General features: G+C 47.4%; 27 protein-coding genes. 15 read left to right on the top strand and 12 right to left on the bottom strand.

Annotation, left to right across the window (positions count from 1 at the left end; genetic code table 11):
* Positions 1-12: 12 nt before the first annotated feature.
* Together iscR and trmJ are read right to left on the bottom strand one after the other, a co-directional pair.
* Positions 13-492 carry a Fe-S cluster assembly transcriptional regulator IscR gene (gene iscR / locus ACN0RF_RS06860; protein ID WP_011235269.1) on the bottom strand — a complete coding sequence of 160 codons (480 nt, stop codon included), beginning with the start codon at positions 490-492 and terminating at the stop codon, positions 13-15.
* A gap of 66 nt (positions 493-558) precedes the next feature.
* On the bottom strand, positions 559-1281 hold the full coding sequence (trmJ, locus tag ACN0RF_RS06855; protein ID WP_011235270.1) for a tRNA (cytosine(32)/uridine(32)-2'-O)-methyltransferase TrmJ: 723 nt from the start codon (positions 1279-1281) through the stop codon (positions 559-561).
* Positions 1282-1389: 108 nt separating this feature from the next.
* Here trmJ and suhB point away from each other — a divergent pair, with 108 nt between their 5' ends.
* Positions 1390-2166: an inositol-1-monophosphatase gene (gene suhB / locus ACN0RF_RS06850; RefSeq protein ID WP_011235271.1), complete on the top strand. Its 777-nt coding sequence runs from the start codon at positions 1390-1392 to the stop codon at positions 2164-2166.
* A 73-nt stretch (positions 2167-2239) separates the two neighbouring features.
* Here the strand turns inward: suhB and ACN0RF_RS06845 are convergent, their stop codons facing one another.
* From ACN0RF_RS06845 to ACN0RF_RS06825, 5 genes are all read right to left on the bottom strand, one after another.
* Positions 2240-2410, bottom strand: coding sequence for a DUF3545 family protein (locus tag ACN0RF_RS06845; protein ID WP_011235272.1), 171 nt, complete (start codon positions 2408-2410; stop codon positions 2240-2242).
* A gap of 168 nt (positions 2411-2578) precedes the next feature.
* Positions 2579-3031, bottom strand: coding sequence for a hypothetical protein (locus tag ACN0RF_RS06840; protein ID WP_034822364.1), 453 nt, complete (start codon positions 3029-3031; stop codon positions 2579-2581).
* 7 nt (positions 3032-3038) lie between these two features.
* Positions 3039-3737 carry a nuclease-related domain-containing protein gene (locus ACN0RF_RS06835; protein WP_417438489.1) on the bottom strand — a complete coding sequence of 233 codons (699 nt, stop codon included), beginning with the start codon at positions 3735-3737 and terminating at the stop codon, positions 3039-3041.
* 75 nt (positions 3738-3812) lie between these two features.
* Positions 3813-4811: a RhuM family protein gene (gene rhuM, locus ACN0RF_RS06830; RefSeq protein WP_417438488.1), complete on the bottom strand. Its 999-nt coding sequence runs from the start codon at positions 4809-4811 to the stop codon at positions 3813-3815.
* A 123-nt stretch (positions 4812-4934) separates the two neighbouring features.
* The gene (locus tag ACN0RF_RS06825; protein WP_034822360.1) at positions 4935-5234 is read right to left on the bottom strand and encodes a Rho termination factor N-terminal domain-containing protein; all 300 of its coding nucleotides are present in this window, start codon (positions 5232-5234) and stop codon (positions 4935-4937) included.
* Between the two features lie 191 nt (positions 5235-5425).
* On the opposite strand from ACN0RF_RS06825, the gene ACN0RF_RS06820 reads away from it, so the two are divergent.
* Positions 5426-5677, top strand: coding sequence for a TIGR03643 family protein (locus ACN0RF_RS06820; RefSeq protein ID WP_011235278.1), 252 nt, complete (start codon positions 5426-5428; stop codon positions 5675-5677).
* An 11-nt stretch (positions 5678-5688) separates the two neighbouring features.
* Here the strand turns inward: ACN0RF_RS06820 and ACN0RF_RS06815 are convergent, their stop codons facing one another.
* From ACN0RF_RS06815 to ACN0RF_RS06805, 3 genes are read right to left on the bottom strand one after another with little or no spacing between them, the layout of a single operon-like run.
* Positions 5689-6213 carry a cytochrome b gene (locus ACN0RF_RS06815; protein WP_417438487.1) on the bottom strand — a complete coding sequence of 175 codons (525 nt, stop codon included), beginning with the start codon at positions 6211-6213 and terminating at the stop codon, positions 5689-5691.
* Positions 6206-7186: a catalase family peroxidase gene (locus tag ACN0RF_RS06810; protein ID WP_417438486.1), complete on the bottom strand. Its 981-nt coding sequence runs from the start codon at positions 7184-7186 to the stop codon at positions 6206-6208. The genes ACN0RF_RS06815 and ACN0RF_RS06810 overlap by 8 nt, the downstream gene beginning before the upstream one ends.
* A gap of 41 nt (positions 7187-7227) precedes the next feature.
* Positions 7228-7626: a thiol-disulfide oxidoreductase DCC family protein gene (locus ACN0RF_RS06805; protein ID WP_417438485.1), complete on the bottom strand. Its 399-nt coding sequence runs from the start codon at positions 7624-7626 to the stop codon at positions 7228-7230.
* 184 nt (positions 7627-7810) lie between these two features.
* On the opposite strand from ACN0RF_RS06805, the gene ACN0RF_RS06800 reads away from it, so the two are divergent.
* The 12 genes from ACN0RF_RS06800 to ACN0RF_RS06745 all read left to right on the top strand — a co-directional run bounded on the left by ACN0RF_RS06800 (position 7811) and on the right by ACN0RF_RS06745 (position 20198).
* A complete protein-coding gene (locus tag ACN0RF_RS06800; RefSeq protein WP_417438484.1) occupies positions 7811-8413 on the top strand; it encodes an ABC transporter ATP-binding protein in 603 nt (200 codons plus the stop codon).
* Positions 8410-9534, top strand: coding sequence for a DUF6136 family protein (locus ACN0RF_RS06795; RefSeq protein ID WP_417438483.1), 1125 nt, complete (start codon positions 8410-8412; stop codon positions 9532-9534). Before ACN0RF_RS06800 ends, ACN0RF_RS06795 begins: the two co-directional genes overlap by 4 nt.
* Positions 9535-9662: 128 nt before the next feature.
* On the top strand, positions 9663-10538 hold the full coding sequence (locus ACN0RF_RS06790) for a DNA ligase (protein WP_417438482.1): 876 nt from the start codon (positions 9663-9665) through the stop codon (positions 10536-10538).
* Between the two features lie 82 nt (positions 10539-10620).
* The gene (locus ACN0RF_RS06785; RefSeq protein WP_417438481.1) at positions 10621-10899 is read left to right on the top strand and encodes a type II toxin-antitoxin system RelE/ParE family toxin; all 279 of its coding nucleotides are present in this window, start codon (positions 10621-10623) and stop codon (positions 10897-10899) included.
* Positions 10899-11195 (top strand): HigA family addiction module antitoxin, encoded by a 297-nt coding sequence (locus ACN0RF_RS06780; RefSeq protein WP_011235284.1) that lies wholly within the window; start codon positions 10899-10901, stop codon positions 11193-11195. Before ACN0RF_RS06785 ends, ACN0RF_RS06780 begins: the two co-directional genes overlap by 1 nt.
* A gap of 312 nt (positions 11196-11507) precedes the next feature.
* Positions 11508-12776: an efflux RND transporter periplasmic adaptor subunit gene (locus ACN0RF_RS06775; protein ID WP_034822346.1), complete on the top strand. Its 1269-nt coding sequence runs from the start codon at positions 11508-11510 to the stop codon at positions 12774-12776.
* A 40-nt stretch (positions 12777-12816) separates the two neighbouring features.
* Positions 12817-13515, top strand: a complete 699-nt coding sequence (locus ACN0RF_RS06770; protein ID WP_011235286.1) for an ABC transporter ATP-binding protein — start codon at positions 12817-12819, stop codon at positions 13513-13515.
* A 10-nt stretch (positions 13516-13525) separates the two neighbouring features.
* The gene (locus ACN0RF_RS06765) at positions 13526-14824 is read left to right on the top strand and encodes an ABC transporter permease (protein WP_034822344.1); all 1299 of its coding nucleotides are present in this window, start codon (positions 13526-13528) and stop codon (positions 14822-14824) included.
* A gap of 5 nt (positions 14825-14829) precedes the next feature.
* Positions 14830-16023, top strand: coding sequence for an ABC transporter permease (locus tag ACN0RF_RS06760; protein WP_034822342.1), 1194 nt, complete (start codon positions 14830-14832; stop codon positions 16021-16023).
* A 2-nt stretch (positions 16024-16025) separates the two neighbouring features.
* Positions 16026-17351, top strand: coding sequence for a sigma-54-dependent transcriptional regulator (locus ACN0RF_RS06755; RefSeq protein WP_417438480.1), 1326 nt, complete (start codon positions 16026-16028; stop codon positions 17349-17351).
* A gap of 49 nt (positions 17352-17400) precedes the next feature.
* Complete coding sequence (locus ACN0RF_RS06750; protein WP_235598953.1) at positions 17401-18648, top strand: sensor histidine kinase; 1248 nt, start codon at positions 17401-17403, stop codon at positions 18646-18648.
* 239 nt (positions 18649-18887) lie between these two features.
* On the top strand, positions 18888-20198 hold the full coding sequence (locus ACN0RF_RS06745) for a methyl-accepting chemotaxis protein (protein ID WP_417438479.1): 1311 nt from the start codon (positions 18888-18890) through the stop codon (positions 20196-20198).
* A 46-nt stretch (positions 20199-20244) separates the two neighbouring features.
* Here the strand turns inward: ACN0RF_RS06745 and ACN0RF_RS06740 are convergent, their stop codons facing one another.
* On the bottom strand, positions 20245-21387 hold the full coding sequence (locus ACN0RF_RS06740) for a DUF819 domain-containing protein (protein WP_417438478.1): 1143 nt from the start codon (positions 21385-21387) through the stop codon (positions 20245-20247).
* A 9-nt stretch (positions 21388-21396) separates the two neighbouring features.
* A complete protein-coding gene (locus ACN0RF_RS06735; RefSeq protein WP_417438477.1) occupies positions 21397-22503 on the bottom strand; it encodes a mandelate racemase/muconate lactonizing enzyme family protein in 1107 nt (368 codons plus the stop codon).
* A gap of 192 nt (positions 22504-22695) precedes the next feature.
* On the opposite strand from ACN0RF_RS06735, the gene ACN0RF_RS06730 reads away from it, so the two are divergent.
* Positions 22696-24960, top strand: coding sequence for a TonB-dependent receptor (locus tag ACN0RF_RS06730; RefSeq protein ID WP_417438476.1), 2265 nt, complete (start codon positions 22696-22698; stop codon positions 24958-24960).
* Positions 24961-24989: the final 29 nt, after the last annotated feature.

Genomic DNA, 24989 nt, shown 5'->3' with positions numbered 1-24989 from the left:
TTAAAGGCAATATTATAGGTGAGAGTTTAACTTAATCTCTTCTTCACTGTGGTTATGCAACGCATTCTGCCTATTCAGAACGTCACCCACGTCCTCTTTCTTCATCAACTCAGCCAGCGTAATACCGTCCAGAAAGTCGGATATTCTGTCGCTTAACCCTTCCCACAAAGAGTGGGTCAGACAACGTTCGCCGCCCTGACAGTTAGCTTTACCCTGACAACGCGTTGCATCAATTGACTCGTCCACCGCATGAATGACGGCACCAACAGAAATATCATTTGCGGCACAACCCAGACGATAACCACCACCCGGACCTCGCACACTGTCCACCAACCCGTGCTTACGTAAGCGCGAAAACAACTGCTCTAAATACGACAGAGATATTCCCTGACGCTCAGAAATATCTGCTAACGGCACGGGACCATTTGCCGTAAAAAGCGCAACGTCCAGCATAGCTGTTACTGCGTATCGACCTTTTGACGTCAGGCGCATGGTGGTTTCCTCTGCTGTTTAATTCATCGTTAATGTATTGAGATTCTACATTCCCGACTATTTTAGTCAAGTATTACCCGTTGATTTGTCCACAGAGGCTAAGATGCCACGTAAAATATTAATTTCATTTTCTTCCGGGCGGGCTCGGTTAAATAAACGACGCAGTTTTGTCATAACTTGTCCGGGGTGCTGAGGAACAATGAACCCAGTCTGACCCAGAGTCTTTTCAAGATGCTCATAAAACCGTTCTAAATCTTCAGCACGCGGGTATTCCGGTAAGTTTTCCGGGGCGCGTTGTTTCGATTCCAGCCACTGCATGCGTAGCTCATAACTCACCGTCTGCACCGCCATAGCCAGGTTTAGTGAACTGTAATCGGGGTTAGTTGGTATGTGTAAATGAAACTGACTTTGCTGTAGCTCTTCGTTGGTTAATCCACTGTTTTCACGGCCAAATACCAGAGCAACCTGATGCTGACTGGTCTCCTCCAATACTTTTGCCGCACATTCCCTCGGGCCTAACAGCGGCCAATCCAATGTTCTGTTACGAGCGCTGGTGGCAATAACCAAACCACAGTCGGCAATGGCCTCCTGGAGAGTGTCCACAATAGTCGCCGACGCCAGAATATCGGTTGCGCCCGCAGCTAACGCCGATGCGTGACTATCAGGCTCCTGCACAGGGTCGACTAAGGTTAGTTTAGACAACCCCATAGTCTTCATGGCACGGGCGACAGAGCCAATGTTTCCGGTATGAGACGTATTCACCAGAACAATACGAATGTTATCAAGCATGGCGTTTCCCTTGAGTTTTTCTCGGCTTATGGAAAAGTTTGGCATGATACCGTAACACTGGTATGATCCGCGACCGAAAATTGTTCTTTTACAGCACAGGTAATTGGTATGCATCCGATGTTAAATATTGCGGTGCGCGCAGCGCGTGCGGCCGGCAAAATTTTAGTTAAAAATTTCGACCAGGGCAGTCCTGTTGAAGCCGAATCAAAAGGTTTGAACGACTGGGTTACTGATATGGATAAAGCTGCAGAGCAGGCTATTATCAACACCATCAAAAAGTCTTACCCTGATCACGGCATCATCGCAGAAGAAAGCGGTACTCAGGCTGGAAAAGAAAACGACTTCCAGTGGGTTATTGATCCGCTAGACGGCACGACCAATTACATGCGCGGTATCCCCCATTTTTGTATCTCTATAGCGTTACTTCACAAAGGTTCTGTTCAACAGGCCGTTGTTTACGATCCTATGCGCGAAGAATTATTCACCGCTACCCGCGGCGCCGGTGCGCAGCTAAATGGTCGTCGTTTACGCATTTCACCTAAAGTGGAATTAAAAGGCGCTATTTTAGCAACGGGTTTCCCGTTCAAAATGAAAAACCGTTTACCGGAATACCTGGAAATGTTCAGCAAGTTGTTTGAGCACTGTGCCGACGTTCGCCGTGCAGGCGCAGCAGCACTGGACTTAGCTTACGTTGCAGCAGCACGCCACGACGCCTTCTGGGAAATGGGTCTTAAGCCATGGGATATGTTGGCTGGCGAATTATTGGTTCGCGAAGCCGGTGGCATAGTCAGTGACTTTCAGGGTGGCCACAACTACATTCAGTCAGGCAACATAGCAGCAGGTGCGCCAAAAGCATTAAAACAAATGCTGGCACAAATTCGCTAAGCTCTTTCTAAAAACAAGAGCAGTAAGCCCAAAAGCAAAACGCCGTCTGAGGTCACCCAGACGGCGTTCTTTTTTATAGTTCGATTTCTTCTAAATCGAGTTCAAGCGAGTAATCCATATCAGAGAGTTCTTCCCGCAACCGGTACTTCTCTTTTAGCTGCTCTATTTCACGCCATTTACGTTTTGCCGCGCGACCCTTACCAGACTTGTCATTAACCTTTTGCAGTTCTTCTGAATGATCCATGTTATGACCCTCTGCTTTTTTGATACAACTTTTTTAATTATGGTATTAGCGCTGCAGTTAATCTGTTTGTTAACAAAAAAACCACAACTCATAAGTACCACACACCAGGCCACATTAAAAGAACTTTGTTACGCTTTTGTTAACAAATGATGGCGAAGGTGTGAAGAATTAGGTGATCAACTCAACTTGGGGGTAATTCGTCTTAAAGAAGTTCTGAACGGAGTCAAATTGCTGAATCGGAAACACATAATGATGGCTAATTTGGTAGTTAAAAGGAAAACTCAAAATAGCTGAGTTTTTATCATATTCACCAACAGCCACTCGCTTTAACTTTTTAGCCGGCACCTGCTCAAGTCCTACACGCAATTGCTCACCCTGTACACCCAGCAACGCCATCATATTTTTTACTTCGCTTCGGTTGTGCGACCGATTCCCAAAAGCGTCAGGGGTAATATAAAAAGCCAACAACACAAGCATAGCCCCATACAATTGTCCCCAAAATCCCAACTCAAAATAAAACAAGAGAAAATAGGGAAGAAAGATCAAAGCCAATCTTATCCATTTAGGAATTTTTAGCATGTGCTCATTAAGTTTCTCTTTGAAGCTATGGTATTTATTCATTTATCTGTCACTTTTTAAGCGTTACTAACTGCTGCACGACGGTATCAATATTCGAAGGTGCCCGCTTGGGCTGATAGTTCAAAATATACTCGACCAGTCCTTTACGTTCAATCACGGGCACGCTTGGAGGTGAAGACAGCTTAACCCGTGCGCTGCGGTGTGAAAAAAACACAACTCCGTCTATCCAGGTAGATGCGCGGTTTTTCTTCAAGTGCTCTGCTAATACATGTACTTGCTTTTTTAACTGCTTTATTGGATTTCGAACTTTGGCTGTATACCGGCCACCTTTGCGACCTACTTTATGGGCTACCCAATTAGAAGATTGCTCATCTCCCGTTACTTTAGAGTTGTTATTTTTCACTTCTACTACAAACACACCGTTAAGGCCCACAACAATCAAATCCAGCTCAGTAAAGCCTCGTTTTGCTCGTGGGTTGGGTACGTCGACCTGATTAAACAGCACATAGCTATCGGGGAGCTTCTTTAGCAGCTTCAGTGTTTTCAATTCGCCTCTGGCGCCTGAACGTTTAGTGGATGCCGCCCCAATAATACTGAAGAGGTAAATTAATCCGACAATCCACCAGAGATTTGGTAATTTGTACATTAAAAAACCCGCAATAGGCGCTCCAATAATAGCGACCCATACGCGGGATTTATTCACTTCTTGCGAGAGACGATTCTTGGTTATGTACTGCGTGTCGGCCATGACAATTTGACTGCTTTTCCTTGCAAATGAGGGGGATATTAAACCATCAAAACAGTCATTCGTCAGCTTTAATCCTTAGTTATCGGCTGGCTCCTTCAGCAGAATAAAGTGTTCTATCAAACGAATCATCAGCTCTTTTTGATTTGGTAAGCTCTCAGCTACCAGTAGTGCCAGAGCCACGAGAGTGTTGTCGTTAATCAACCGCTCAACAGGCTTAGCTAATAAATGCTGATTTAATCGCAGATACCACAAAAATAGGAAAGAACCCGAGCGTTTATTGCCGTCGGCTAAAGGGTGATTCTTGATAACAAAGTACAACAGATGGGCAGAACGGCTTGCTACGTTAGGATAAAACAACTCACCCGCAAAACCCTGCTCTATTGTAGCCAATGCCGAAGAAAGCCCGTTGCCACGAACCTGTCCGAATAACTCAGTGGCTTCGCCTTTAGCTATAAGTGTTTTTCTAAGCTGTTGAATGGCATCGGTTGCGTTATCCGGATCCAGAGCCTGCATACCATTTTGTCTGGTACCTATCTCAGCTAAAACTTGCTCGTCATAACCTTGCAATAGCGACCAGGAACGAGCGTACTCACTTATAACCTCTGCAACAGCCTCACCAGCTTCAGAAACTAACCCTTGGTTGCTCAGTGTACGACTGAGTAGATTCAGGGCTTGCTCAAATTCAATGCTGCGCTCTTGGAGCCGGCGTTGGTTTAGAGTGTAGCCTTCAACGAGGTGCTCTTTCAGAACTCTCGTTGCCCATTGGCGGAACTGCACACCTCGTTGAGATTTTACCCGGTAACCGACAGAAATAATGACATCTAAATTAAAATAACCTACTTGGTAAGTTTTTCCATCAGAAGCAGTATGTGCAAAATTTGCACATACTGAATTTCTGTCGAGTTCATCGTCTTTGAATATATTCCGAATATGCTTTGCAACAACGGAGCGTTCACGCCCAAACAACTCCGCCATCTGCTCTTGAGAGAGCCAGACAGTTTCCTTATCCAAAGCCACTTCCAGTTGTGCCTGCCCATCCTGGCTCTCAAATATTTGAATTTGCTTGTCATTCACGCTTTATTCCTCATCCTTGAGCTTTGTGTCTTCACCAAGCACTCTTGCATAGTTAGCATTTCTTCATTCGGCCACAATGCTTTCATTAAACCACCAAAGCAGTCATTCGTCAGCTTTAATCCCTTACTGCTTTTGCCTTATAGCCTCAATCAGCTCGTCTTTTGTCATTTGGCTGCGGTTATCAATATCAAGCTGTTGCGCCCTATTGTATAACTCATCTTTGGTGCGCTCTTCCAGCCGCGTATTGGGGTTACCTGTCCCCTGAGTAGTGGTGTTATCGGTAAGCCCCTCTTCGCGTCGCTGCTTATTCACAGTGCGACTGGCAATTTCCTCTGCTTCATCTTCACTTTTTCCGTCATCCAGCTGAGACTGCTTAATATGCTGATACATACGCTCGTCTTTGTCGCGCCAAACGTCTGGCATAGCAGCCTCCTTAATCGTTAAAATGTCAGTGCGTTTTCTCAACTTATTCATTATTAAGTGTAGTACAGCACATCTTAAAATAAAGATACGCGGAGCATCTTTACGGTTTGTAGAACAGAGTCGGTGTAGTCGTGAAGATCTGATTCACAAAGGCGAACGTAATTGAGTGAAAGACATTAAGTACCCTGTTTATGAACCTGACTGAATCTGAAGTATCTCGCGTTATAGAAATGGCGTGGGAAGACCGCACGCCATTTGAAGCTATTGAAGAGCAATTTGGCCTGCAGGAAAAGCAGGTTATTAAGTTTATGCGTTCGCAACTTAAGCCGGGCAGCTTCCGCTTGTGGCGGGAACGTGTGTCGGGGCGCAATACTAAACATCGTAAACTGCGCCCCGCGGAAGTGTCGCGCGGCTACTGTCCAACACAATATAAACAGCGTTAGGCAATAACGCACTAAAGCATACTTTTCAGAACCTTGTCCTTGCGGATAAAGTGATGATGCAAGGCTGCAGCAACGTGCAAAGCAACCAGTGCCATAAGTGCTATTGCCAGCCAGCCGTGCAGCTCCCGGAATACAGCATAGTTCTCAATATCGACAGTAAGCGCGGCCGGTAAGCGGAACCAGCCAAATACCTCAATTGGCCGCCCGGCAAAGTACTGCATTAAGTACCCTGAAATTGGCATGGCGAACAACAGCAAATAAAGCAGCCAGTGAGAAGCCTTAGCGACAAATTTCTGCACGCTTGATAAGTCTCCGGGTAGTGGCGGAATTTGATGGAACAAACGATTCACTAAACGGGCAATAACCAGTACGGCAGCCACAACACCAAAAGCTTTGTGCACGGTTAGAATGCTTAACTGCCAAGGCTCTAAAGAACGAACCATCAATAGGCCAGCCGCCAGCATCGAAATAACCAAAGCCGCCATAGCCCAGTGGAACAAGCGCATCGACAAGGAAAACTGTTGTGTGTTATTCATTACCCTGTTCCTCCAGCTCGCCCATTAACGCTTCTTTTGCTCTGCGCCGATAAGACTCGGCATAAGCTGCGGAACGAGCCCGTAGTATGGGGTCACGGGTTGCCTCAATACCGGTTGGCAGCACCAGAGGGTCGTAATTTATACCGTGGCATTCGCCCTGTAACTGCGGCGTTACCCCGGTAATAATAATTTGTCCCGCTGTAATCTGCTCACGGCTGTCCGGCCATGCTTTTGCTGGATTGTTCTCGTCATCTTTCTCATTTGCCAAAGTAAAAACCCAGTCAAAAACTATATTTTCTTTCGCTACCCGGTTGGTAATTTCTTGATGCAGAGCGTCCACACCCTCTAAGTTGTCAGAAGAAACTGAAACCGTCGGCTGCATAGTCCAGCGTACGGCTTGCTCATCGCCTTCAGAGTTAATCAAGTAAAACGCGTTAATACTGTTATAAGTCTCGGCAGCAAAACTTCCGCTGGGTTGGTATTGCGCTTTCCAGCTTAAAAAGTCACTGCTCTCAGGGTGTTCGGCAAAAAAAGTCTGTATTGCTTTGGGGCCTGCCTGAATCGCCTGAATTTGCTGGTAAAACGTATGCGGATCTTTAACCGCCATAACGGGCGGTGTATTCATTGCAATACGCCATTGCTCGGTCGAACTCATGGCAAAGCTCAGAGCCAAACTTCGCACCGGTGCTTTTAAGTCAGGCGCTGTTGGATTATTCCCTGCAACAGAAAAACGCCCGATAAACGGCATGGAGCCCGTTTCAAATAGTGCCGCTTTTGAATAGCCGGCTAACTGCCCGTTTGAACGAAACTCACCACTGAGGCAAATACCTTTTGCGTGAGCACGCCGAAAGCCTTCATGGGCGGTTTCTCCCTGCTGTAAATTCACAAACTCTTGCGCACTAACTTTCGGAGGATCATCGGCTGCCACGCTTATCATTGGCGCCAGCAATAACACCAGATATTGTTTCTTCATGTCGAAAGTACTCTTGTCATCATCTCTTTGGTGAGAGTATATCAGTCAATAGAGCACTGCGAGCAGCGCTCTTTCCCTGTTAGTAATTTAGAAATGCGGTTACGGTAACGCGCGAAAAATAAGTACGCTTTATCGGCAAACCAACGAATGACAGGCCAGCGTAAAGGCGCGATCATCCAGCCTTTACCCACCTGCGACCAGGCCGCATAGGTTACATCCAGACCATAAATCATTTCACCAGAGCGAGCCTGCCCGTGTAAATACTGGTTAGCCTTAACAACGTCTACTGCAGGATAGCGCTGGTTAAAATCCGGCTCGTTAATGTTCTCAAACTGGATCTTTCTTTGTTCATCCAGCTTCCTTAAATGGCGCATTTCTTTTACGCAGAGCGGACATCCACCGTCGAAGAAGATAACAAGTTTCGAACTTTGTTCTGACATTAGAACCACCGTTTTGCGAATTACACCTTCTTATACGCTGTTTTTGCGTATTTGACTCATAATGTAATGCGAAAACCGGTTTGCAAATGCCTAAGGCTTATTTTCCCAAGAGGTCATCAATGGTATAAAGTTAAGTCTCTATAACAAAAAAATAAAGCATTCATCAGCTAAGGAATCTCAGCAGTTGTTAGTTTTCGACAAGGTCAGTCAGTTTAACGGGCATCGGTGTATTTTCCGTAATTTATCCTTAACTGTTGATGCGCCCCGCGTTTGCATTACCGGCCCCAATGGCATTGGCAAAACCACTCTGCTTTTATTAGCGGCAGGGCTTATCTCCCCGCGAGAAGGGAAAATTACCTATCAGAGGCAAAATGTTCTTCTCGCAAGCAGTAAAAAGAGCATAGGCATAAGTGCCAGCAAAGTTGCCTTACCAGCATTTATGACGGTGAAGGAGTTACTCAAATTTCACGCGCTGCAATTTAACTACCCTGATAACAACTGGACCAGCGAGTTCGGGCTGGAGCCGTATCTGGCGACCAAAGTGTCAAACCTCTCGCTGGGTAACTATAAAAAGCTGAGTTTAATTACCGCCATAATGCACCAACCCGACCTGCTACTACTGGATGAACCCGGTAACGGGCTTGATGATCAAACCCGCTCGGTACTGGAAAAAGTTTTGAACAGTTATCCGGGTCAGATTATTGTCGCCAGCCACGAAACCGTATTTTCAGACAATACCGACGTGCAGCACATCGCTCTGGAAAACATCATTGATGGTGCGGTGTGAGTTACTGGTTATTTCGAATCAGAATTTACCATGAGTCTCTGAAGCAGTGGTTGGACAGCCTGAGACAAATTAGCATGGGACTGGTGGCCTTGTTCCCTCTCGCCCTGCCGGTGCTTATTATGCTTCCTCTTTTGTCGATAGGCATTATGGCCAGCCCGGAAACCAGCGCATCGGTTTATCTGAACACTCTATGGGGCTATTTATTGTTGCTGTATAGCTGGATGAGTTTTCAGCGGGACGGTATTTGCGCCACCCACTACCAGCTTTATATAAAATCATTGCCGACCAAACCGCTCGTCAAATCCTTCAGTAACCTGGGGCTAATACTGTATGGAGCAAACTTTTTTATACTCGGGCCGCTGGCTTTACTGCTTATTGTGCTGTTCCAGCAAAGCGGCAGACTCCTGTCCGGCGACGGACAGCTTTGGTATGAGCTCATTCCTTTAACGGGTGTCGTGCTCTTCGCAGCTTATTACGGTTTTGTTGCTGTTAACAACAGACTTCCCTGGTTTAGCTTGCTGCTTTTTCCTTTCATCGCTTTTGCATTGCCCTGGGAATTAACCAAACCCGAATGGCTGCTACTGTGGAGCGCCGCAGTTCTGATTGAGCGTTTTATACCAAGCTTCACAATAACACTCGGGGAATGGCCGAAAGGACTGTTTCGGCTGCTTTTACAAGCCGACATTGCATCCCCCAACGGAGAGAAGTTAAGACTGGTGACTTTGCTACTGCTCATAGCGATCACTCGCCTTAGCACCTCTCAAATGACACTCGAAGTGCAGCCTTACTTTCTTAATTTAGTTAGTTTTGTCAGCGCCCTGTTGTTGGCAAGTAGCTTGTTTGGAACCCAGGCACTTAGAAAACACTATCAATTGTATTTAGGCAGCTTGCCGGAGAAGCAGTCAATTCAGCTGAGTAAAAGCATTATTTATGCGTTTGTTAAAGCGCTGGCAGGCGTGTTGCTTATCCTGCTATCGGGTATTTTTACAGAGCAACAATGGGCATTATGGCTGTTGTTTTATATCAGCACAGCGCTTGGCATATTACTGCGCCCGCAGTGGTTTCTGTTGTTCCCATGCGTGGCAGCACTTCTGGTTTTTCTGTCTTCGGCTGCATTGTAAAAACAATAGCCATTTTGCTTAGCTCATAATGCGACATTGGCATGCAGCCAACCTTAGTAAGCAGTGCTAGTCTCTTTATGACACCTGGCGCAGACGCGCTGCAACTCGCTCCAAAATAAGAGGCAAGGATGCCAAAACTCTCTAGAATTCATCTTGTTTATTTAGTGGCATTTTTTATCGCTGCCTTTTGTACCTTGCCTGCAGCCGCATGGCAGAACTCAACGCAAACCCAGCTCGCAAAAGTGTATGAACAGGACAATACCATCCCCATTAGCAACTACTTAGTAAGTGAAAAATACGATGGTATCCGGGCCATTTGGACAGGATCGCAACTACTGACCCGACAAGGCAACCTGATATCAGCTCCGGAATGGTTTACTGCACCGCTACCCGCCGTTTGGCTTGACGGTGAGCTGTGGACAAAACGCCAGAATTTTGAGGAATTAAGTTCTATTGTACGAACCCAAACACCAAAAGATAACCGCTGGCGGCAAGTGAAATATATGGTGTTTGATATGCCTGACGCACAACTGCCTTTCGAGGAGAGATACAAAAATTATTCAAACTTAATTGCGCAAATAAATGCTGAGCATATTAAGCCGGTTAAGCAGCAACGGTTTCATTCCAATCATGAGTTAAGCAAACACTTGCAAGCTATGGTTGAAGATGGCGCAGAAGGCCTGATGTTGCATTTGGCAACAGCGCTTCATCAGTCCGGCAGAAGTGACGCTTTATTAAAATTAAAACCCTATTTCGACGATGAGGCCGAGGTCATCGCGCATTTACCCGGCAAAGGTAAATATACCGACATGCTCGGTGCGCTGCGCGTGCGCAATCAACAAGGCATTGAGTTTTCTGTTGGCACAGGGTTCTCCGACGCCGAACGTGCCAACCCTCCGCCTGTCGGCAGTATCATTACCTACAAGTACCACGGTTATACCAATAATGGCGTGCCGCGCTTTGCCAGCTTTTTACGAATTCGGGAGGGTGTGGAGGGTGAATAAGCTTTTAGACACGGTGCGTATGCAAAAAATACAAAGAAACCACAAATTGACAACGTTGCGCAACACGCTACACTAAGAGCTCATGATCAAAACTTTCAAGCACAAAGGACTGAGGCTTTACTTCGAAAGTGGAAGTACTCGCGGAATTCAAGCGAGCCATACTGCGAGATTACGCATGCAGTTGGTGGCATTAAATACCGCTATGAAAGTTTCAGATCTCGACATTCCGGGATACAAACTGCACCCGTTAAAAGGTAGTCGAAAAAATATTTGGTCGATAGCGGTTAGTGGCAACTGGCGTTTAACCTTCGAGTTTCGTGATGGTCATGTATATCTACTTAATTACGAGGATTATCACTGATGTCTATTATGTTTAACCCAGCCCACCCAGGCGAATTTATTCTAGCAACTTATATGCAGCCTTTTGGCTTGAGTTGCCGGTATTTAGCTACAAAGTTAAATGTTTCTCCATCCACTTTAAACAGAGTTTTGAAATGCCAAAGTGGTATAAGCCCTGAAATGGCGTTGCGTTTATCGAAAGCTTTGGGCAGAAGCCCGGAGAGTTGGCTAGCGATGCAGGATGCATACGATTTATGGCATGCTGGAAAAAACTTAAGTTTAGATAAGGTTCAGAAGCTTGATCTTACGATCGCATGATAAATGCCTAACAGGCTCGCTGCTATATCCAGCGTTGACTCGCGTAAACGCTCAAATACCTACATTCGATGAGCGCAATACAAAAGATCAAGTTAAAGCGCGTTTGCATGGCAAAAAGCCAAGCTGATTAAGAATACAAAACAGCAGACCATTGTCCGCGAGATCATAACGGACAGTGTGACTGTCCGCGGACACTTGATTAAAAACTCAAAAAATAACTAAATCCTTTAAAATCAAAAGGTTAAATTCTGGCACCAAAAATGCAAAGAGGAGGTAAGACTTACACTTATTGCATCGTCAGGATTACAAAGCATGATTGAAGGAACCAGCCAACAAGACCATATTATTCAGCGTCCAGCGAAAAGCACGCTACGCCGATTTCTCCCTAGGGTAGCTGCTGTCAGTCTTCTGCTTGTGTTGGCAGTGGCTGTTTTTCAGTCGTTTGGACAAAGCGCCAGTTTGACTTTACCGCGTAACCAGATGCAATTCGCCACCGTACAACGTGGCGATTTAGTACGCGACATTTCAGTGCAAGGTAAAATTGTGGCTGCCAACGCTCCTACGCTGTACAGCCAAGAAATCGGTCAGGTGCAGCTGTTTAAACAGCCCGGTGAAGCTGTAAAACAGGGCGATTTACTCGCGACTATCACCAGCCCGGCGCTACAGAATGATTTACAGCAGCAAGAAGCCGTGCTCGCCGGAATGCAAAGCGAAGCCGAGCGTGCTGAATTAGCCGCACGCGAACAGCAATTAGATACTGAGCAAGTAATGAATACGGCTCAGGTTAATTTACTAGCTGCGCGGCGTGAACTGCAACGAGCCCAACAAGCCATTGAATTCGGTGTTATCCGACAACTGGATTTCAACATCGCTGAAGACAACGTGGCAACCTCCGAGCTTGAGTTCGACCATGCTAAACGCAAAGTCGAACTGGCTCGCGATAAGCTGAGCTTTGAACAGAATTCCCGTACCCAGTCAATTCACCGCCAGCAGCTGATAGTTAAGGAGCTTCAACGCAAAGTGAAGGCTCTCAATATTACCGCCCCGGTCACGGGTCAGCTGGGTAACTGGCTGGTCGAGCAACAAAGTCACGTATTGCCTGGGCAGGCGCTGTTGACCGTCATCGATTTAAGCCAGTATGAAGCGGAACTCGCGGTTCCCGAAAGCTACGCCCGCGATTTGCTACCCGGACAACAAGTGGAAGTGCAATTAGGCAGACAACAGTTACGCGGAGCCATCAGCTACATAGCGCCGGAAGTACGCGATAATCAGGTGACCGCCCGGGTGCGCTTTAGCGAGTCGGACAGCAGCCAGTTACGCCAAAGCCAGCGCGTGACCGCCCGCGTGGTTCTGGAACATAAGGAAGATGTACTGATGATTGCCCGCGGTGATTTTGTCAGCTCAGGAGGTGGTCGAGAAGCCTACCAGGTTATCGATGATCAGGCCGTGCGTAAACCGGTACAACTCGGAGCACTGTCGGTGCAGTGGGTAGAAATACTTGAGGGTGGCACCGAAGGCGAGCAATGGGTGATTTCAAACCTGAGTGAGTTTAAAGGCCAGGACAGGGTCAATCTAAATTAATAACACGACAAATTTTATGACTTAACACAAGGAACAACCAATGATAACGCTAACAAATTTAAGCAAGATCTTCCGCACTGAACTCATTGAAACCCATGCGTTGCGCGAGGTGAATTTGCAGGTCAACGAGGGCGAATTTGTCGCTCTCACCGGCCCTTCCGGCTCAGGCAAGTCAACGCTGTTGAATATTCTAGGCACCCTTGAGGGCTTTGATAGCGGTGACTACTTACTTGATGGGCAATCCGTAAAAGGCTTGTCGGACTCAGCGCTGTCACAGTTACGCAACGAAAAAATTGGTTTTATCTTTCAAAGTTTTAACTTAATTAAAGACTTCAGTATCTACGACAACATCGAGCTGCCTTTACGTTATCGCGGCTTAAAAGCAGCGGAACGCAAACAGCGTATCGAACAAGCATTAGAGCTCGTCGGCCTCCACGCACGACGTGACTATCTGCCTGCTCAGTTGTCCGGTGGTCAGCAGCAGCGTGTCGCCATTGCCCGTGCAATTGCCGGTCAACCCCGCATTCTGCTTGCCGATGAGCCCACCGGTAACCTCGACTCGTTAATGGCTCGTCAGGTTATGGAACTGTTAGAAAAAATTAATCAGCAAGGCTGTACCATTTTAATGGTTACCCACGATCCGGATCAGGCTCGCCGTGCTGCCCGCAATATTCAAATTGTCGATGGCCAACTGCATGACAGCACGCTGTACGAGCCACTGGCAGCTCACAGCGCTTAAAGGAAAGATTATGGAACAGTTTATTTATTACCTTAAAGTGAGTCTACTCAGCATTAAGCGAGCACCACTACCTTACGCCTTAACCGTTTTTATTCTGAGTGTCGGCCTGGGCGTATTTTTCGCTAATGCCACTTTCTACTACCAGTTGAACTCTGACCCATTGCCGCACAAAAGCGACAAGCTGTTTTTTCCCATGACATTGATAACACCAAACGACTGCAATAACTGTCGCCCTCCCCGAGTGCTTAGTTACAGTAATGTCCAGAAACTGTCAGCAAGTGATATACCTTCCGCTCAGGCGGCTATGTATAGCAGCGATGGTTACGCCCGGTTAAGCGTTGACCAGCCACCAACCCCAGTTTCTATACGTATTACCCAACGTGACTTCTTCAAAATGTTTGAGGTGCCGCTATTACACGGTTCGATGTGGGCCGACGATGAAGCCCACAATGAAGTTTTGCTTACCCGCGCCATGGCATTAAAACTACTCGGTCGTACCGACGTGGTGGGCGAATCAATACTGCTGGATGACCGCAATGTCAGTGTCATCGGGGTTCTGGATGACTGGCAGATGTTACCGCGCCTATATGATGCGAATGGACGTAATCATTTAAGTGCTGGCGAAGACATTTTTCTCCCTCTGGAAACGGGTTACGACCTAAATTATCTGTCTAAAACCAACTCACAAACCTTTGACGATACAGACTATCGTCAATTAGCCACGGAAGGTCGAACAGGTGCCTTGCACCAGTTGCAATACTGGGTGCAACTGGATACTGAAGAACAACAGCAAGCTTACAAACAGTTTATGCAAAGCCTGGCCGAAGACGAAAAAGCAGCGGGTCGCCACCCGGCTCCGATCAATAATCAGCTTGTACCCATGCGTAATATTGTCGACTACTTTGGGGACGACCCCGGCGATATCAAAGCCTTTGCCCTGGTCACTTTGCTGTTCCTGGTAGTATGTTTGTTTAATGCCAGTCATTTAGCGCTCAACCGTTATTTGAGTAATCAATATGAATTTAGCCTGCGCCGGGCGTTGGGGGCCAGCCGTAGCCAGTTACAGTTGCAAATGCTTGCTGATGTGCTTTTGATGACATTCCTTTCCATTACCGGCGCATTAATTATTGGCTACGCAGGCGTTTCATTAATGAATACGCTACTACCCCGCAATAGCCTGTTCTCTGACTGGAATCTGACCTTAATGGCAGGGCTAATGTTGACTGCGTTTTTATGTAGTTACCTAGTCACTCTGTACCCGTCAATTCGTGCCTCGTTTGGTTCATTGAATCAGCAGTTAAAGGAATAAACACCATGTCATTACCACTACTTTTCAAAGTATTGCTGACCCGTAAAGTGGTTACCATTTTATTGCTGTTACAGCTGGCTATTACTCTGGCACTCTTACTCAACAGTGTGCTGCTGGCACAGCAAACGCATCAACAACTGAATCAGCCAACCGGCCTCGATTTGGAAGAGACCCTGTTGGTACAAATAAAACCTACCACACCGCAACTTCGGGCGTACCCGCTATTAGAAGATCTGCTGGAACGTCAGCTCAATGCACTGCGGAATATTCCCGGTGTTGTCGCAGCAGCCTATAGCAATCAGGGCATGCTGCTCCAGGGAGGAAATAATGGCAACGTCTATAATGTCGATGACGAAGAGCGAAGCAACACCTCAAGTGTGCCAATCTACTTCGTCTCAGCCGACTATTTTAAGGTTCTGGGCGTCGATGTGTTGCAGGGTAGACTTCCACAGCAGTCCAGCCTTTTTACTAAAGAGAGTTTCCCCAGCGTGGTCCTCACTCAAAGTCTCGCTGAACATCTGTTTCCAGAGCAGTCAGCTGTGGGCCGCCAGCTTAACCGCGGTTCGGTAAGTGCGGTAATAAGTGATTTTTATGGTCAACGTAATGGTGAGAACGTAATGTATAACAGCATTCAGGTCACCCGTCCCTTCAGCGTAGACTGGGGGTACACATTGTTGCTAAGAACATCGCCCGGTCAAACCTCAGCTGTTCGCCAACAATTAACCAGCGTATTACAGCAGGTCGAACCCAACATCGAAATTTTCCATATTCGGAGCTTTGCCGAGCAGCAGCAACAGCTCTATCGCAATGAATATGGCCTGGCTACTCTGCTCACTATTCTCAGTGCTTTAATGCTAGTCGTCACCATGATTTCGAGCTACAGCAGTACCCACTTTCAGGTATTAAAACGCCAGCAGGAAATTGGCATCAAGCGCGCTTTGGGTGCCAGTAAGCGGCTGATTTTTATTGAGCTATTAAGTGAAGGTTGGTTATGTACCTTAATCGGTACACTGCTTGGCATCGGTTGCGCGCTGCTTCTCAACCATGGTTTATCACAGGTTATCAGCTTGCCATCACTCAACTGGTGGCTGCCGTTGTTGACCGGCGCTATTTTGTTATTCTCTGTCACCCTGGCCATATGGTATCCTGCAACCATTGCTACCCGGGTGTCTCCCGCCACTGCTACCAAAGCTTTATAACAATGCTTAATATATTGGTTATTGATGACAGTTCATCCATTTGCCAGGCTCTGCAGACGCTGTTTTCTCTGCAGGGCTACCAAGTGCGCTGCGCAACAACGACTGAACAGGCGTGGCAGGTGTTAGGTGAGCAATCTATCGATTTGATTCTGCAGGACATGAATTTTTCCGTGGGTGAAATGCAGGGGGATCAGGGAAAAGCCTTGTTCTACCAATTGCGCCAGCAATATCCTGGCTTGCCTATTGTGTTGATGACGGCCTGGACTCAGTTGGATATGGTAGTCGAGCTGGTGAAAGCTGGAGCCACCGACTACATTGCCAAACCCTGGGACGATCAGCGTTTATTGCTCACTGTGGCCAATGCGCTCAAGTTAAAGCAGCTAAGCGAGCAACAAGCGCGTAGAGACGAAGAGCGACAGGCGGCTTTTGCCGGCAAAGATCTCTGTGGGCTAGTCTTCGCCAGCAATAAGATGCAGCAATTAGTGCAAATGACATTGCAGCTCGCTCCGGCTAATGCAGCAGTGCTTATAACCGGCCCCAATGGAGCCGGTAAAGAAGGCATTGCCAACGTGCTGCACGCTAACTCGCCACGTAAAGACAAGCCGTTTGTTAAGGTCAACATGGGGGCTCTGCCTGCCGACTTAATGGAAGCTGAACTCTTTGGTGCTGAGGCCGGTGCCTATAGTGGTGCGAACAAAACTCGTATTGGACGTTTTGAAGCCGCCGATGGTGGCAGTCTATTCCTGGACGAGATTGGTAATTTGTCATTATCCGGCCAGGCCAAGCTACTGCGGGTACTGCAAACGGGTGAATATGAACGCCTGGGCTCCAGCGTCACTCGCCGCGTTGATGTCCGCCTAATTAGTGCTACCAATACCGATTTAACTACCGCTATTGCGCAGGGCGAGTTTCGTCAGGACTTATACTATCGGGTTAATGTGGTGCAACTTGCCCTCCCCGCATTAGCCGAACGCCCGGACGACATTCTGCCACTGGCACGTTACTTTCTCGGCGGCGAAAAAAACCTCTCCCACGATGCAGAGCAACTCTTGTTAAGCTACCACTGGCCGGGCAACGTGCGGGAACTGCAGAATGCCTGCCAACGGGCGCTTCTGCTAAGTACCAACAGCACTATTAACAGCGCCGACTTAGGGCTTCCCGATACATTAAGTGCCGGTAAACGCGCATTGGATGATATTGACCGAAGCGCTATCGACCAGGCCTTACTGCAAGCTGGTGGCGTCATTTCACGCGCAGCTAAACAACTTGGTATAAGCCGTCAGGCACTGTATCGACGCATGGAGTTTTACGGTATTGAAACGCCTTAAATTAAGATCTTCTCAATTTAGATTAGGTACGAGTCATCGACTCATTCTGGTGTGCATATTACTAACCTTACTGGCGTTAGTCGTTCAGTTTGCTTATTGGGGCTATGCGCCGCTCATCAGCGGTGCCATTTGTGTCGCAGGGTTGTTATTCGCAGGATTGCTGCGATGGATGCTACGGCCTTTAATGACAGAAATACAAGCTCTCAACCTGCACGCTCAGAACCTACAGGACGGCAGCTTTAATACCAGCGCCAATCAATTAAAAATACGCGAGCTTAGTAGCCTTGCCGAGAGCTTACAAAACATGTCGTCCCAGTTACGGGCTGAACGCGCGAGTTTGTACCAGCGAGAATTGTTACTGGATACGGTATTACAAAATAGTCCGCTGGCTTTACTATTAACAGATGCCAGTGACACCGTCGTTATGAGCAATCCTGCGGCACGCCAGCTATTGAGCGCAGGCAACGCAATTAATGGCAGCAAACTGACTGACGCCGCAGCAAAGGTTTCAGTTCTGGCTGATGCAATAGAGAGAAAGCTACAAGGTTTACTGCGTTTACCAGACCACAGTGTGTGGCATCTATCGGTTAATCAATTTAATCTCAATCAAAACCAGCACTGGTTATATCTACTTAAACCCCTAACTCGCGAGATACAACGAGAAGAGTTGACGGCCTGGAAGAAGTTACTACGGGTAATAGGTCACGAGTTGAATAATTCGTTGGCACCTTTATCATCATTAGCCTACTCAGGTCAGCAGCGAGCCCAGCAATTACAGCAGACGGAACTGGCAGGCCTGTTTGAAACCATCAGTGCTCGCGCCGCCGATATCAACCAGTTTGTGCAGGCCTATATCCACTTTGCCAAACTGCCACCACCACAAATGACTACGGTTAACTGGCCCCGATTAATCAATCAATTGCAGAACTTATACGATTTTGAACTGGTTGGCGATTTGCCGAAACGCCTCTGGCAAGCAGACCCCGGCCAGCTGCATCAGGTACTGTTGAACTTGCTAAAAAATGCCCATGAAAGCGGTTCACAGCCAGAGCATATCCGCCTTCAAATCATCGAACACAGCCAGCAACTGGAAATTACTTTACAAGATGGCGGCGGCGGTATGAGCGAACAGCAACTTGAACATGCGCTTATCCCCTTTTACAGCACTAAAGTCAGAGGCTCAGGTATTGGCTTAACACTGTGTCGCGATATTGTTGAAGCCCACGGCGGTAGCATTAATTTACGTAATCAACCGAGAGGGCTTGAGGTAAAGCTTTTGCTTAAACTCCCATCATGACATCGGTGACTATTGCACACATCGTTCAAATGAGTGATTTCAACGATATCGCTAAACCGGTTTTCTGCCTCTGCGTTTACTTTATAAAGAGTGCTGTAAAACTCGTACTGGTTGTCATCGTTGTCAGCATACTTATTTTTATAGGGAACAGGTGACCCATCCCGCTTTTTTCCCCCCTATGCTCAAGAGCTGGTTAGACCTGCCGATATAAATGAATTATTGTTAACTGGAATATCCAGATGTTTAATCGCCGCCTCAAAAATGAACTCGAAGATCAGCGTAAGGAGTTAGCGATGCTCCGCCAACTGGCTAGCCAGATGGATCGGGGGATGCTGTCCATCACACTGAACTCCGATTTATGCATATCTGCCGTAAACCAAAGCTTTGCTGATGTTCTAGGTTACCAACGCGAACAGCTGTTAGGACGACCCATGTCAGAGATTGTGCCAGCTTACGTTCCGAAGCTAGCTTGTTTTCGAGACTTTAATCAGGCCGTTGCAAAGCTAGCACCGATAAGCGATGACTACCGCTACTTGCGTGCTGATGACTCCCTCGCCTGGCTTCGTATCAGTTGGCTTCCGATACAGAACGCGGACGGCAAACTATCCCATGTACAGGGATATGGCCGCGATGTAACCAAAACAGTTGAAGGCAAAAAAGAAAGTGAAGCATTCATTGATGCGCTGATCCGTTCCACTGCGGTTATTCAGTTTAATCTTGATGGCACCGTAATTACTGCAAACAAGCAGTTTCAGGAGGCCATGGGCTATCGGCTCGAACAAATTGCAGGCAAACACCACCGTATATTCTGTACACCAGAAGAGAGCGAGTCGTCTGAATACGCCGCATTCTGGGAAAAGCTAAACAACGGAGAGTATGTAGCAGGCCGCTTCAAGCGCGTCGACAGCCGTGGCCAAGAAGTATGGCTTGAAGCCACTTATAATCCGGTGTATGACGCCGAGGACAACTTATCTAAGGTTGTGAAATTTGCCAGCGTGGTCACCGACCAGGTGGAACGGGAAGCTCAGGTAAGAGAAGGTGCAAGCGTCGCCTACGACGTTTCACAACAAACTGATGTAAGCGCTCAAAAAGGCTCCGCGGTGGTTCAGAAGACGGTCGAAACCATGCAGCAGATAGCCAGACAAATGCAAGGGACGAGCGAGAGCATTGAAGCACTGGGTAAACAGTCCCTGCAGATCAACTCCATAGTGCAAACCATCGGTGGCATCGCTGAGCAGACAAATTTGCTGGCACTAAACGCCGCTATAGAGGCCGCCAGAGCCGGTGAACAAGGCCGCGGGTTTGCTGTGGTTGCCGATGAGGTTCGGAATCTGGCTGCCCGCACCAGTAAAGCCACAGAAGAGATTGTAAGCGTCGTCGAGAAAAACCAGACTCTCTCTGATGAGGTGATGCGTCAAATGTCCAGTACCCGAGAGGAGGCAGAACAAGGCCTGGAATTAGCCAACCAGTCGGGTGCCGTCATTATAGAGATTCGGGAAGGCGCCAAACAGGTGGTCAACGCAGTTGAACGCTTCGCCAATGATTTATAGTAGCAATGAGGTGCCTGAACGCTTCTTAAGCTACTCCCCTGTTTACTCAAGACAGTATCGCAGTAATCGTTATACCAATGAAGGTGGCGATGGCATAACCCAACACACCAACCAGCATTCCTGGGGTGACAAGGTGACGCCAACCTTTACTGGCAGCCAGTGCCGCAGCAGCGGCCGGGCCGAGAATACAAGCACTTGAGGCTATCATCATTTCCGCCAGGCTAAACTTGAACCGGGCACCAAGCCAAACCAGCAAGATAATATGTACCAGAACAAGAATTACCAGAAAAGCCACCATGGGAAGTGCTACGTCTACCATTGCGCCTAAGTCGGCGCCAAACCCTATGGTAGCGAAAAACACGTACATAAAAATGGTTCCCAAATGGTAATCAAACTGAATTTTTCTGGTGACTATAGCGGGCATAAAGTTAGCAACTATCAGTGACAACAGCGTTATCGCAATAATGAACATACCAGAAAATGGGAATAGCGAAGCGACAAACAGACCTATGGTGCAAATCACTGCGCTCAGTAGTAAAGAAAAAATGACCCCGACTTCTGAAATCTTTTCTGGCTGACTGTCATTATCTCCCTGCTCGCCGACTCTACTTACGTCAACAGTTCGGGCACGCTCCCTACTTTTAAAGCGAGCAGCGACAAAGTTTATCGCAGGTAATGCCATCAGTAAGGTAAGGAAAACCATAGCCCCAAGCGCATCAGCAGTGAGTGCTGCAGTATAAAGCGATGAATCTGCGAAATTTACCGCCGCCGCGGTTGCCACAAAATTAGCGCTGCCACCAATATAACTGGCGGAGAATACGCCTACTAACTGACTTTCTGCCGCTCCCATATCAACCGCAAAAGCACCAACCACCGCACCAATTAGAGTAAAGGCAACCGCTAATAAAAAGGCAAAAAGCATAAAACGGCTTTCGCGAAATGCCAGACGCAGATCGGCGCTAAATAACAGCATGGGAATAGCTAATGGAACCAACACCGCTTGAATAGTGCTGTATAACGGTGCCTGATTAGGCAGAATACCTAAATTCCCTACCACAAAACTCAACAGCAGTATAATTAAGGGTGCCGAGAGCGTGCTGCCCAGCTTGGTTTTCTCGCTCTGGTAGCCAATAAAAACAAGCAGTAGCAAGCAAGCCAATAGCGCCATAGTATTTTCTGGATCAATCATGTGCGACCCCTAGTTTATCGTTATTGCGCGGTCGAGTTCCGACTCAATAAACTCAGCACCATGACCTACTCCGTCAGGTAATATGATTTTACCGCCCTCGTTGGGAACGTACTCAAGTCCGCCTTTAACCGGGTCAGCACAAAAGTGCAGCGCAGAGTCCAAATCTATAAATTGAATATTTGGCCGGGCGCAGGCCACATGAGCCGCTGCTGAAAGCCCTAAGCGGCTCTCACCAAAACACCCAATCATGCAACGCACACCAGCCGCTTCGGCAATACTGTTAATTTTCAGTGCGGTATTAACTCCTCCAGATTTCACCAGCTTAATATTCAGAAAATCCACCGCATCAGCTTTAATCAAGCGCAACGCATCAATGTGGCTAAACACGCTTTCATCAGCGCAAATGGGCATTCGTGTATTCGCACGCAACTGCGCGAACCCGTCCACATCCCACGCAGGCAATGGCTGTTCAAGATACTCTATGTCCAGTTTTTCTAAGTGATGCAGGTTTGCCATTGTCATGGGGTAGTCCCAGCCTTGGTTACAATCAATGCGCAACTTAATAGTCTCACCCACTGCCTCACGCACCGCAGCAACGTGCTCCACATCAATTAAGTCAGCTCGGCCGGTTTTCAGTTTTATAGTCGAGAACCCTTCGCCTACCAGCTGCTTTGCCATGGCTACCGTTTCTTGCACCGAATCCTGGTGACCGATGGTATGGTCTGTTTCCAGCGGCCGCCTTTGCCCACCTAAAAATTGATATAGAGGCATACCCGCCTGCTTCGCGGCTAAGTCATACATCGCCATATCAAACGCGCAGATCATACTGCTCGCCCGGCCACTGTAGCGCCTTAGCACTGCTAAATTGTCTTCTATGCCTAACGGGTCTTTACCCACCAAAAGGCGGCCCAGATCTTGCCCCAACGCGTAACTACTTTCCTGTGTATCGCTGGTTATCGCTGACATTGGACTGGTTTCACCCCATCCATAAAGGCCGCTATCGGTTTCAATTTTCACCACCACATTGCGGGCCGCAGCAATCACACCTATGGGTGTTTTAATCGCGTGATGCATCTCGACATTCAATAGTGCCAGTTTAATCGCGCTGATCTTCATAGTTTTTCCTTAAGTGAATCAAAACATTCTTGATGCACTATAAGGCTGTTAAATTTTAAAATAAAGCTGTACAAGGTGTTTTTTGTTGATTATTGTTTAACCACTAAGGCAGTAATGATCACGAATAATTAACGAAAAAGTCACCAAAAAGTAACCAGAACATAATAAACAACAGGTGAAAGTAGGTATCCTATGAACAACAAAATCAATTACTTAACCCGTAGTATTCGAATTTTAATTTATGGTATGTCGGTCGTTTCAGTCAGTGCTTTGGCTCAGCAAGCAGAAGAAAATGAGAAGCAATCGGTTGAAGAAGATAATCTGGAAATCATTGAAGTTACCTCCTCCCGACGTGTCCAGACTATTCAAGATACCCCCGCAGCAGTTTATGCCGTCGACCCGGACTCCTTTATTCAACGAGGCTTAACATCCATATCCGATGTAGTTGAAGAAGCGCCGGGATTCAGTTTCAGTAGTGCAACGGGTCAGGCAGGTCGAGGTTCCATTAGTGCCCGCGGTGTCAGTCAGCAGAATGACTCGCCAGTGACCGCCATATACTTAGATGACGTACCGCTGACCAGTAGCACCGGCTTTGCCGCTGGCGGCCGCTTATTCTTCGATGGCTTACTGGGCGACGTGGCCCGGGTTGAACTCGTTAAAGGCCCGCAAGGTACACTTTTCGGTGCAACCGCTATTGCCGGAGCGGTGCGTTATATTACTAACGAACCTGAAGTGTACGACTCACGCGGTAAGTTCACCGTAGATTATTCCCAAACCAAAGGAGGCGATCTAAACCAGCTGTATCGCGGTTTTTATAGCTTCCCACTAATTGAAGGCAAACTAGGCCTTACCTTAGCAGGCTTTTCTCAGGACAACGGAGGCTACGTTGATCAGGTGAGTCCGGCAACGGGTTCACTGGTTCGTGAAAATGCTAACGACTCAGAAAACAAAGGTTACTCTGCCGACCTTTATTACACCCCAACCGATAAGTTTGATATTCGCCTGAAAGCAATGAAACAGGAGTCATCCTTTAACTTAAGCTCAGCGGTGCGCATTGCTTCTATCGACAAAGACGAAGCCTATGGTGAGTTTTTATCTGACTCCGCCTATGGCTCAGATGAGCTAACCCAAACCTTATACTCAGTTAGCGCCAGTTACGAGATGGAAGGAGCCGTGCTGGATTTCACCAGCAGCAAAGCCGAGTATGAAGGTACCGCAGCAGAAGATGTGGTATCACTTTATGGGCCAATTATTGAACAACTAGAAGGGTTACCCGCTGGTAGCGTCGATTCAGCCCCTCTCACACGTGATGTTGGATCCGATAAGTCAGTGCATGAACTTCGGCTAACTTCGACCACCGAAGGCAATTATGAATGGTTGGTCGGACTCTTTTATTCAGATGAATCGACTAAAAACTCACAACGGTTAACCGGCATGCCACAAGATATTCTGGCACTCAACGCCGAGTTTCCAAGTGACTACGAAGAGCTCGCAGCCTTTGGTAACTATACCTATTACCTTGCCCCTAATTTTGATATTACGGCGGGCTTGCGGGTATCTAAAACTGAGCAGTCGCTTATTTTTGTTCAGGAAGGTCCGCTACTTGGCGGCGGCAGTGTTGTTGAAGAACTGGAAACGGCCAAGGAAACGGTTGAAACTTACCTGCTAACTGCGCGATACAGACCAACTGATGACACTTCCTTTTATACACGCATCGCAAGTGGCTATCGGCCAGCTTCGTCGAACTTAAGTGTCAGAAACCCTTTTACTGGTGAAATACTCTCACAACCGGTTGTCGAACAGGATGATTTATGGAGCTATGAAGTTGGTGTGAAAGGTGCGTTAGCCGACAATAAGTTTAACTATGAATCAGCGCTTTATTACATCGACTGGAAAAACTTCCAGACCATTGTCACCTTTTTTGGTATTGGCACCGACGGCAACGCCCGTAACGGCATTACGGTACAGGGTTGGGAAGGCAGTTTCGATTATCAAATTACGCCGAACTTAGCCTTCAAAGCAGCGGCTGCTTACAATGAAAGTACGTTGAATGAAGATGAACCCGAGCTGTTTGGCTTAAAAGGTGCCACGGTGCCAAATACACCCAAGTGGACCTTTAATTCCAGCGTTTTTTACGACTACCAACTACCCTACAACATGAATGGCTGGATAAGCGCTAGCGCAAACTATAAAGACAGCATGAACTCAGCCTTTGTTAATGGTGATCCGGAAAACCCCTCGGTTAATTTACCCAGTGATGACTTCACCACCATCAACCTGACCACCGGCGTTGAAAAGAACAACTGGCTATTCACCTTGTACGTCAACAATCTGCTCGATAAAAAGGCTTATACCTTCTTTAACGCTAATGCCGTTCCCGGAAGCGACGTTGTAGATATCACGGGTATTCCTCTGGAGCCCCGCACCATCGGTGTATCGGTCTCGTATTCGTTTTAATCAATCGTTAACTTTCAAGAAGTAAGGCA

Source organism: Idiomarina sp. (assembly GCF_048260185.1).
Lineage (GTDB): Bacteria > Pseudomonadota > Gammaproteobacteria > Enterobacterales > Alteromonadaceae > Idiomarina.
This window is presented reverse-complemented; position numbering and strand designations above follow the sequence as displayed.

What these genes read in the sequence shown, in the direction of transcription:
- trmJ (WP_011235270.1), bottom strand. Translation starts at nt 1,281, where the DNA reads ATGCTTGATAACATTCGTATTGTTCTGGTGAATACGTCTCATACCGGA.
- ACN0RF_RS06775 (WP_034822346.1), top strand. Translation starts at nt 11,508, where the DNA reads ATGATTGAAGGAACCAGCCAACAAGACCATATTATTCAGCGTCCAGCG.
- ACN0RF_RS06740 (WP_417438478.1), bottom strand. Translation starts at nt 21,387, where the DNA reads ATGATTGATCCAGAAAATACTATGGCGCTATTGGCTTGCTTGCTACTG.
- ACN0RF_RS06810 (WP_417438486.1), bottom strand. Translation starts at nt 7,186, where the DNA reads ATGAAGAAACAATATCTGGTGTTATTGCTGGCGCCAATGATAAGCGTG.
- suhB (WP_011235271.1), top strand. Translation starts at nt 1,390, where the DNA reads ATGCATCCGATGTTAAATATTGCGGTGCGCGCAGCGCGTGCGGCCGGC.
- ACN0RF_RS06780 (WP_011235284.1), top strand. Translation starts at nt 10,899, where the DNA reads ATGTCTATTATGTTTAACCCAGCCCACCCAGGCGAATTTATTCTAGCA.
- ACN0RF_RS06735 (WP_417438477.1), bottom strand. Translation starts at nt 22,503, where the DNA reads ATGAAGATCAGCGCGATTAAACTGGCACTATTGAATGTCGAGATGCAT.
- ACN0RF_RS06825 (WP_034822360.1), bottom strand. Translation starts at nt 5,234, where the DNA reads ATGCCAGACGTTTGGCGCGACAAAGACGAGCGTATGTATCAGCATATT.
- ACN0RF_RS06820 (WP_011235278.1), top strand. Translation starts at nt 5,426, where the DNA reads ATGAACCTGACTGAATCTGAAGTATCTCGCGTTATAGAAATGGCGTGG.
- ACN0RF_RS06840 (WP_034822364.1), bottom strand. Translation starts at nt 3,031, where the DNA reads ATGAATAAATACCATAGCTTCAAAGAGAAACTTAATGAGCACATGCTA.
- ACN0RF_RS06760 (WP_034822342.1), top strand. Translation starts at nt 14,830, where the DNA reads ATGTCATTACCACTACTTTTCAAAGTATTGCTGACCCGTAAAGTGGTT.
- ACN0RF_RS06745 (WP_417438479.1), top strand. Translation starts at nt 18,888, where the DNA reads ATGTTTAATCGCCGCCTCAAAAATGAACTCGAAGATCAGCGTAAGGAG.
- ACN0RF_RS06815 (WP_417438487.1), bottom strand. Translation starts at nt 6,213, where the DNA reads ATGAATAACACACAACAGTTTTCCTTGTCGATGCGCTTGTTCCACTGG.
- ACN0RF_RS06845 (WP_011235272.1), bottom strand. Translation starts at nt 2,410, where the DNA reads ATGGATCATTCAGAAGAACTGCAAAAGGTTAATGACAAGTCTGGTAAG.
- iscR (WP_011235269.1), bottom strand. Translation starts at nt 492, where the DNA reads ATGCGCCTGACGTCAAAAGGTCGATACGCAGTAACAGCTATGCTGGAC.
- ACN0RF_RS06770 (WP_011235286.1), top strand. Translation starts at nt 12,817, where the DNA reads ATGATAACGCTAACAAATTTAAGCAAGATCTTCCGCACTGAACTCATT.
- ACN0RF_RS06765 (WP_034822344.1), top strand. Translation starts at nt 13,526, where the DNA reads ATGGAACAGTTTATTTATTACCTTAAAGTGAGTCTACTCAGCATTAAG.
- ACN0RF_RS06730 (WP_417438476.1), top strand. Translation starts at nt 22,696, where the DNA reads ATGAACAACAAAATCAATTACTTAACCCGTAGTATTCGAATTTTAATT.
- ACN0RF_RS06785 (WP_417438481.1), top strand. Translation starts at nt 10,621, where the DNA reads ATGATCAAAACTTTCAAGCACAAAGGACTGAGGCTTTACTTCGAAAGT.
- ACN0RF_RS06755 (WP_417438480.1), top strand. Translation starts at nt 16,026, where the DNA reads ATGCTTAATATATTGGTTATTGATGACAGTTCATCCATTTGCCAGGCT.
- ACN0RF_RS06805 (WP_417438485.1), bottom strand. Translation starts at nt 7,626, where the DNA reads ATGTCAGAACAAAGTTCGAAACTTGTTATCTTCTTCGACGGTGGATGT.
- ACN0RF_RS06835 (WP_417438489.1), bottom strand. Translation starts at nt 3,737, where the DNA reads ATGGCCGACACGCAGTACATAACCAAGAATCGTCTCTCGCAAGAAGTG.
- ACN0RF_RS06790 (WP_417438482.1), top strand. Translation starts at nt 9,663, where the DNA reads ATGCCAAAACTCTCTAGAATTCATCTTGTTTATTTAGTGGCATTTTTT.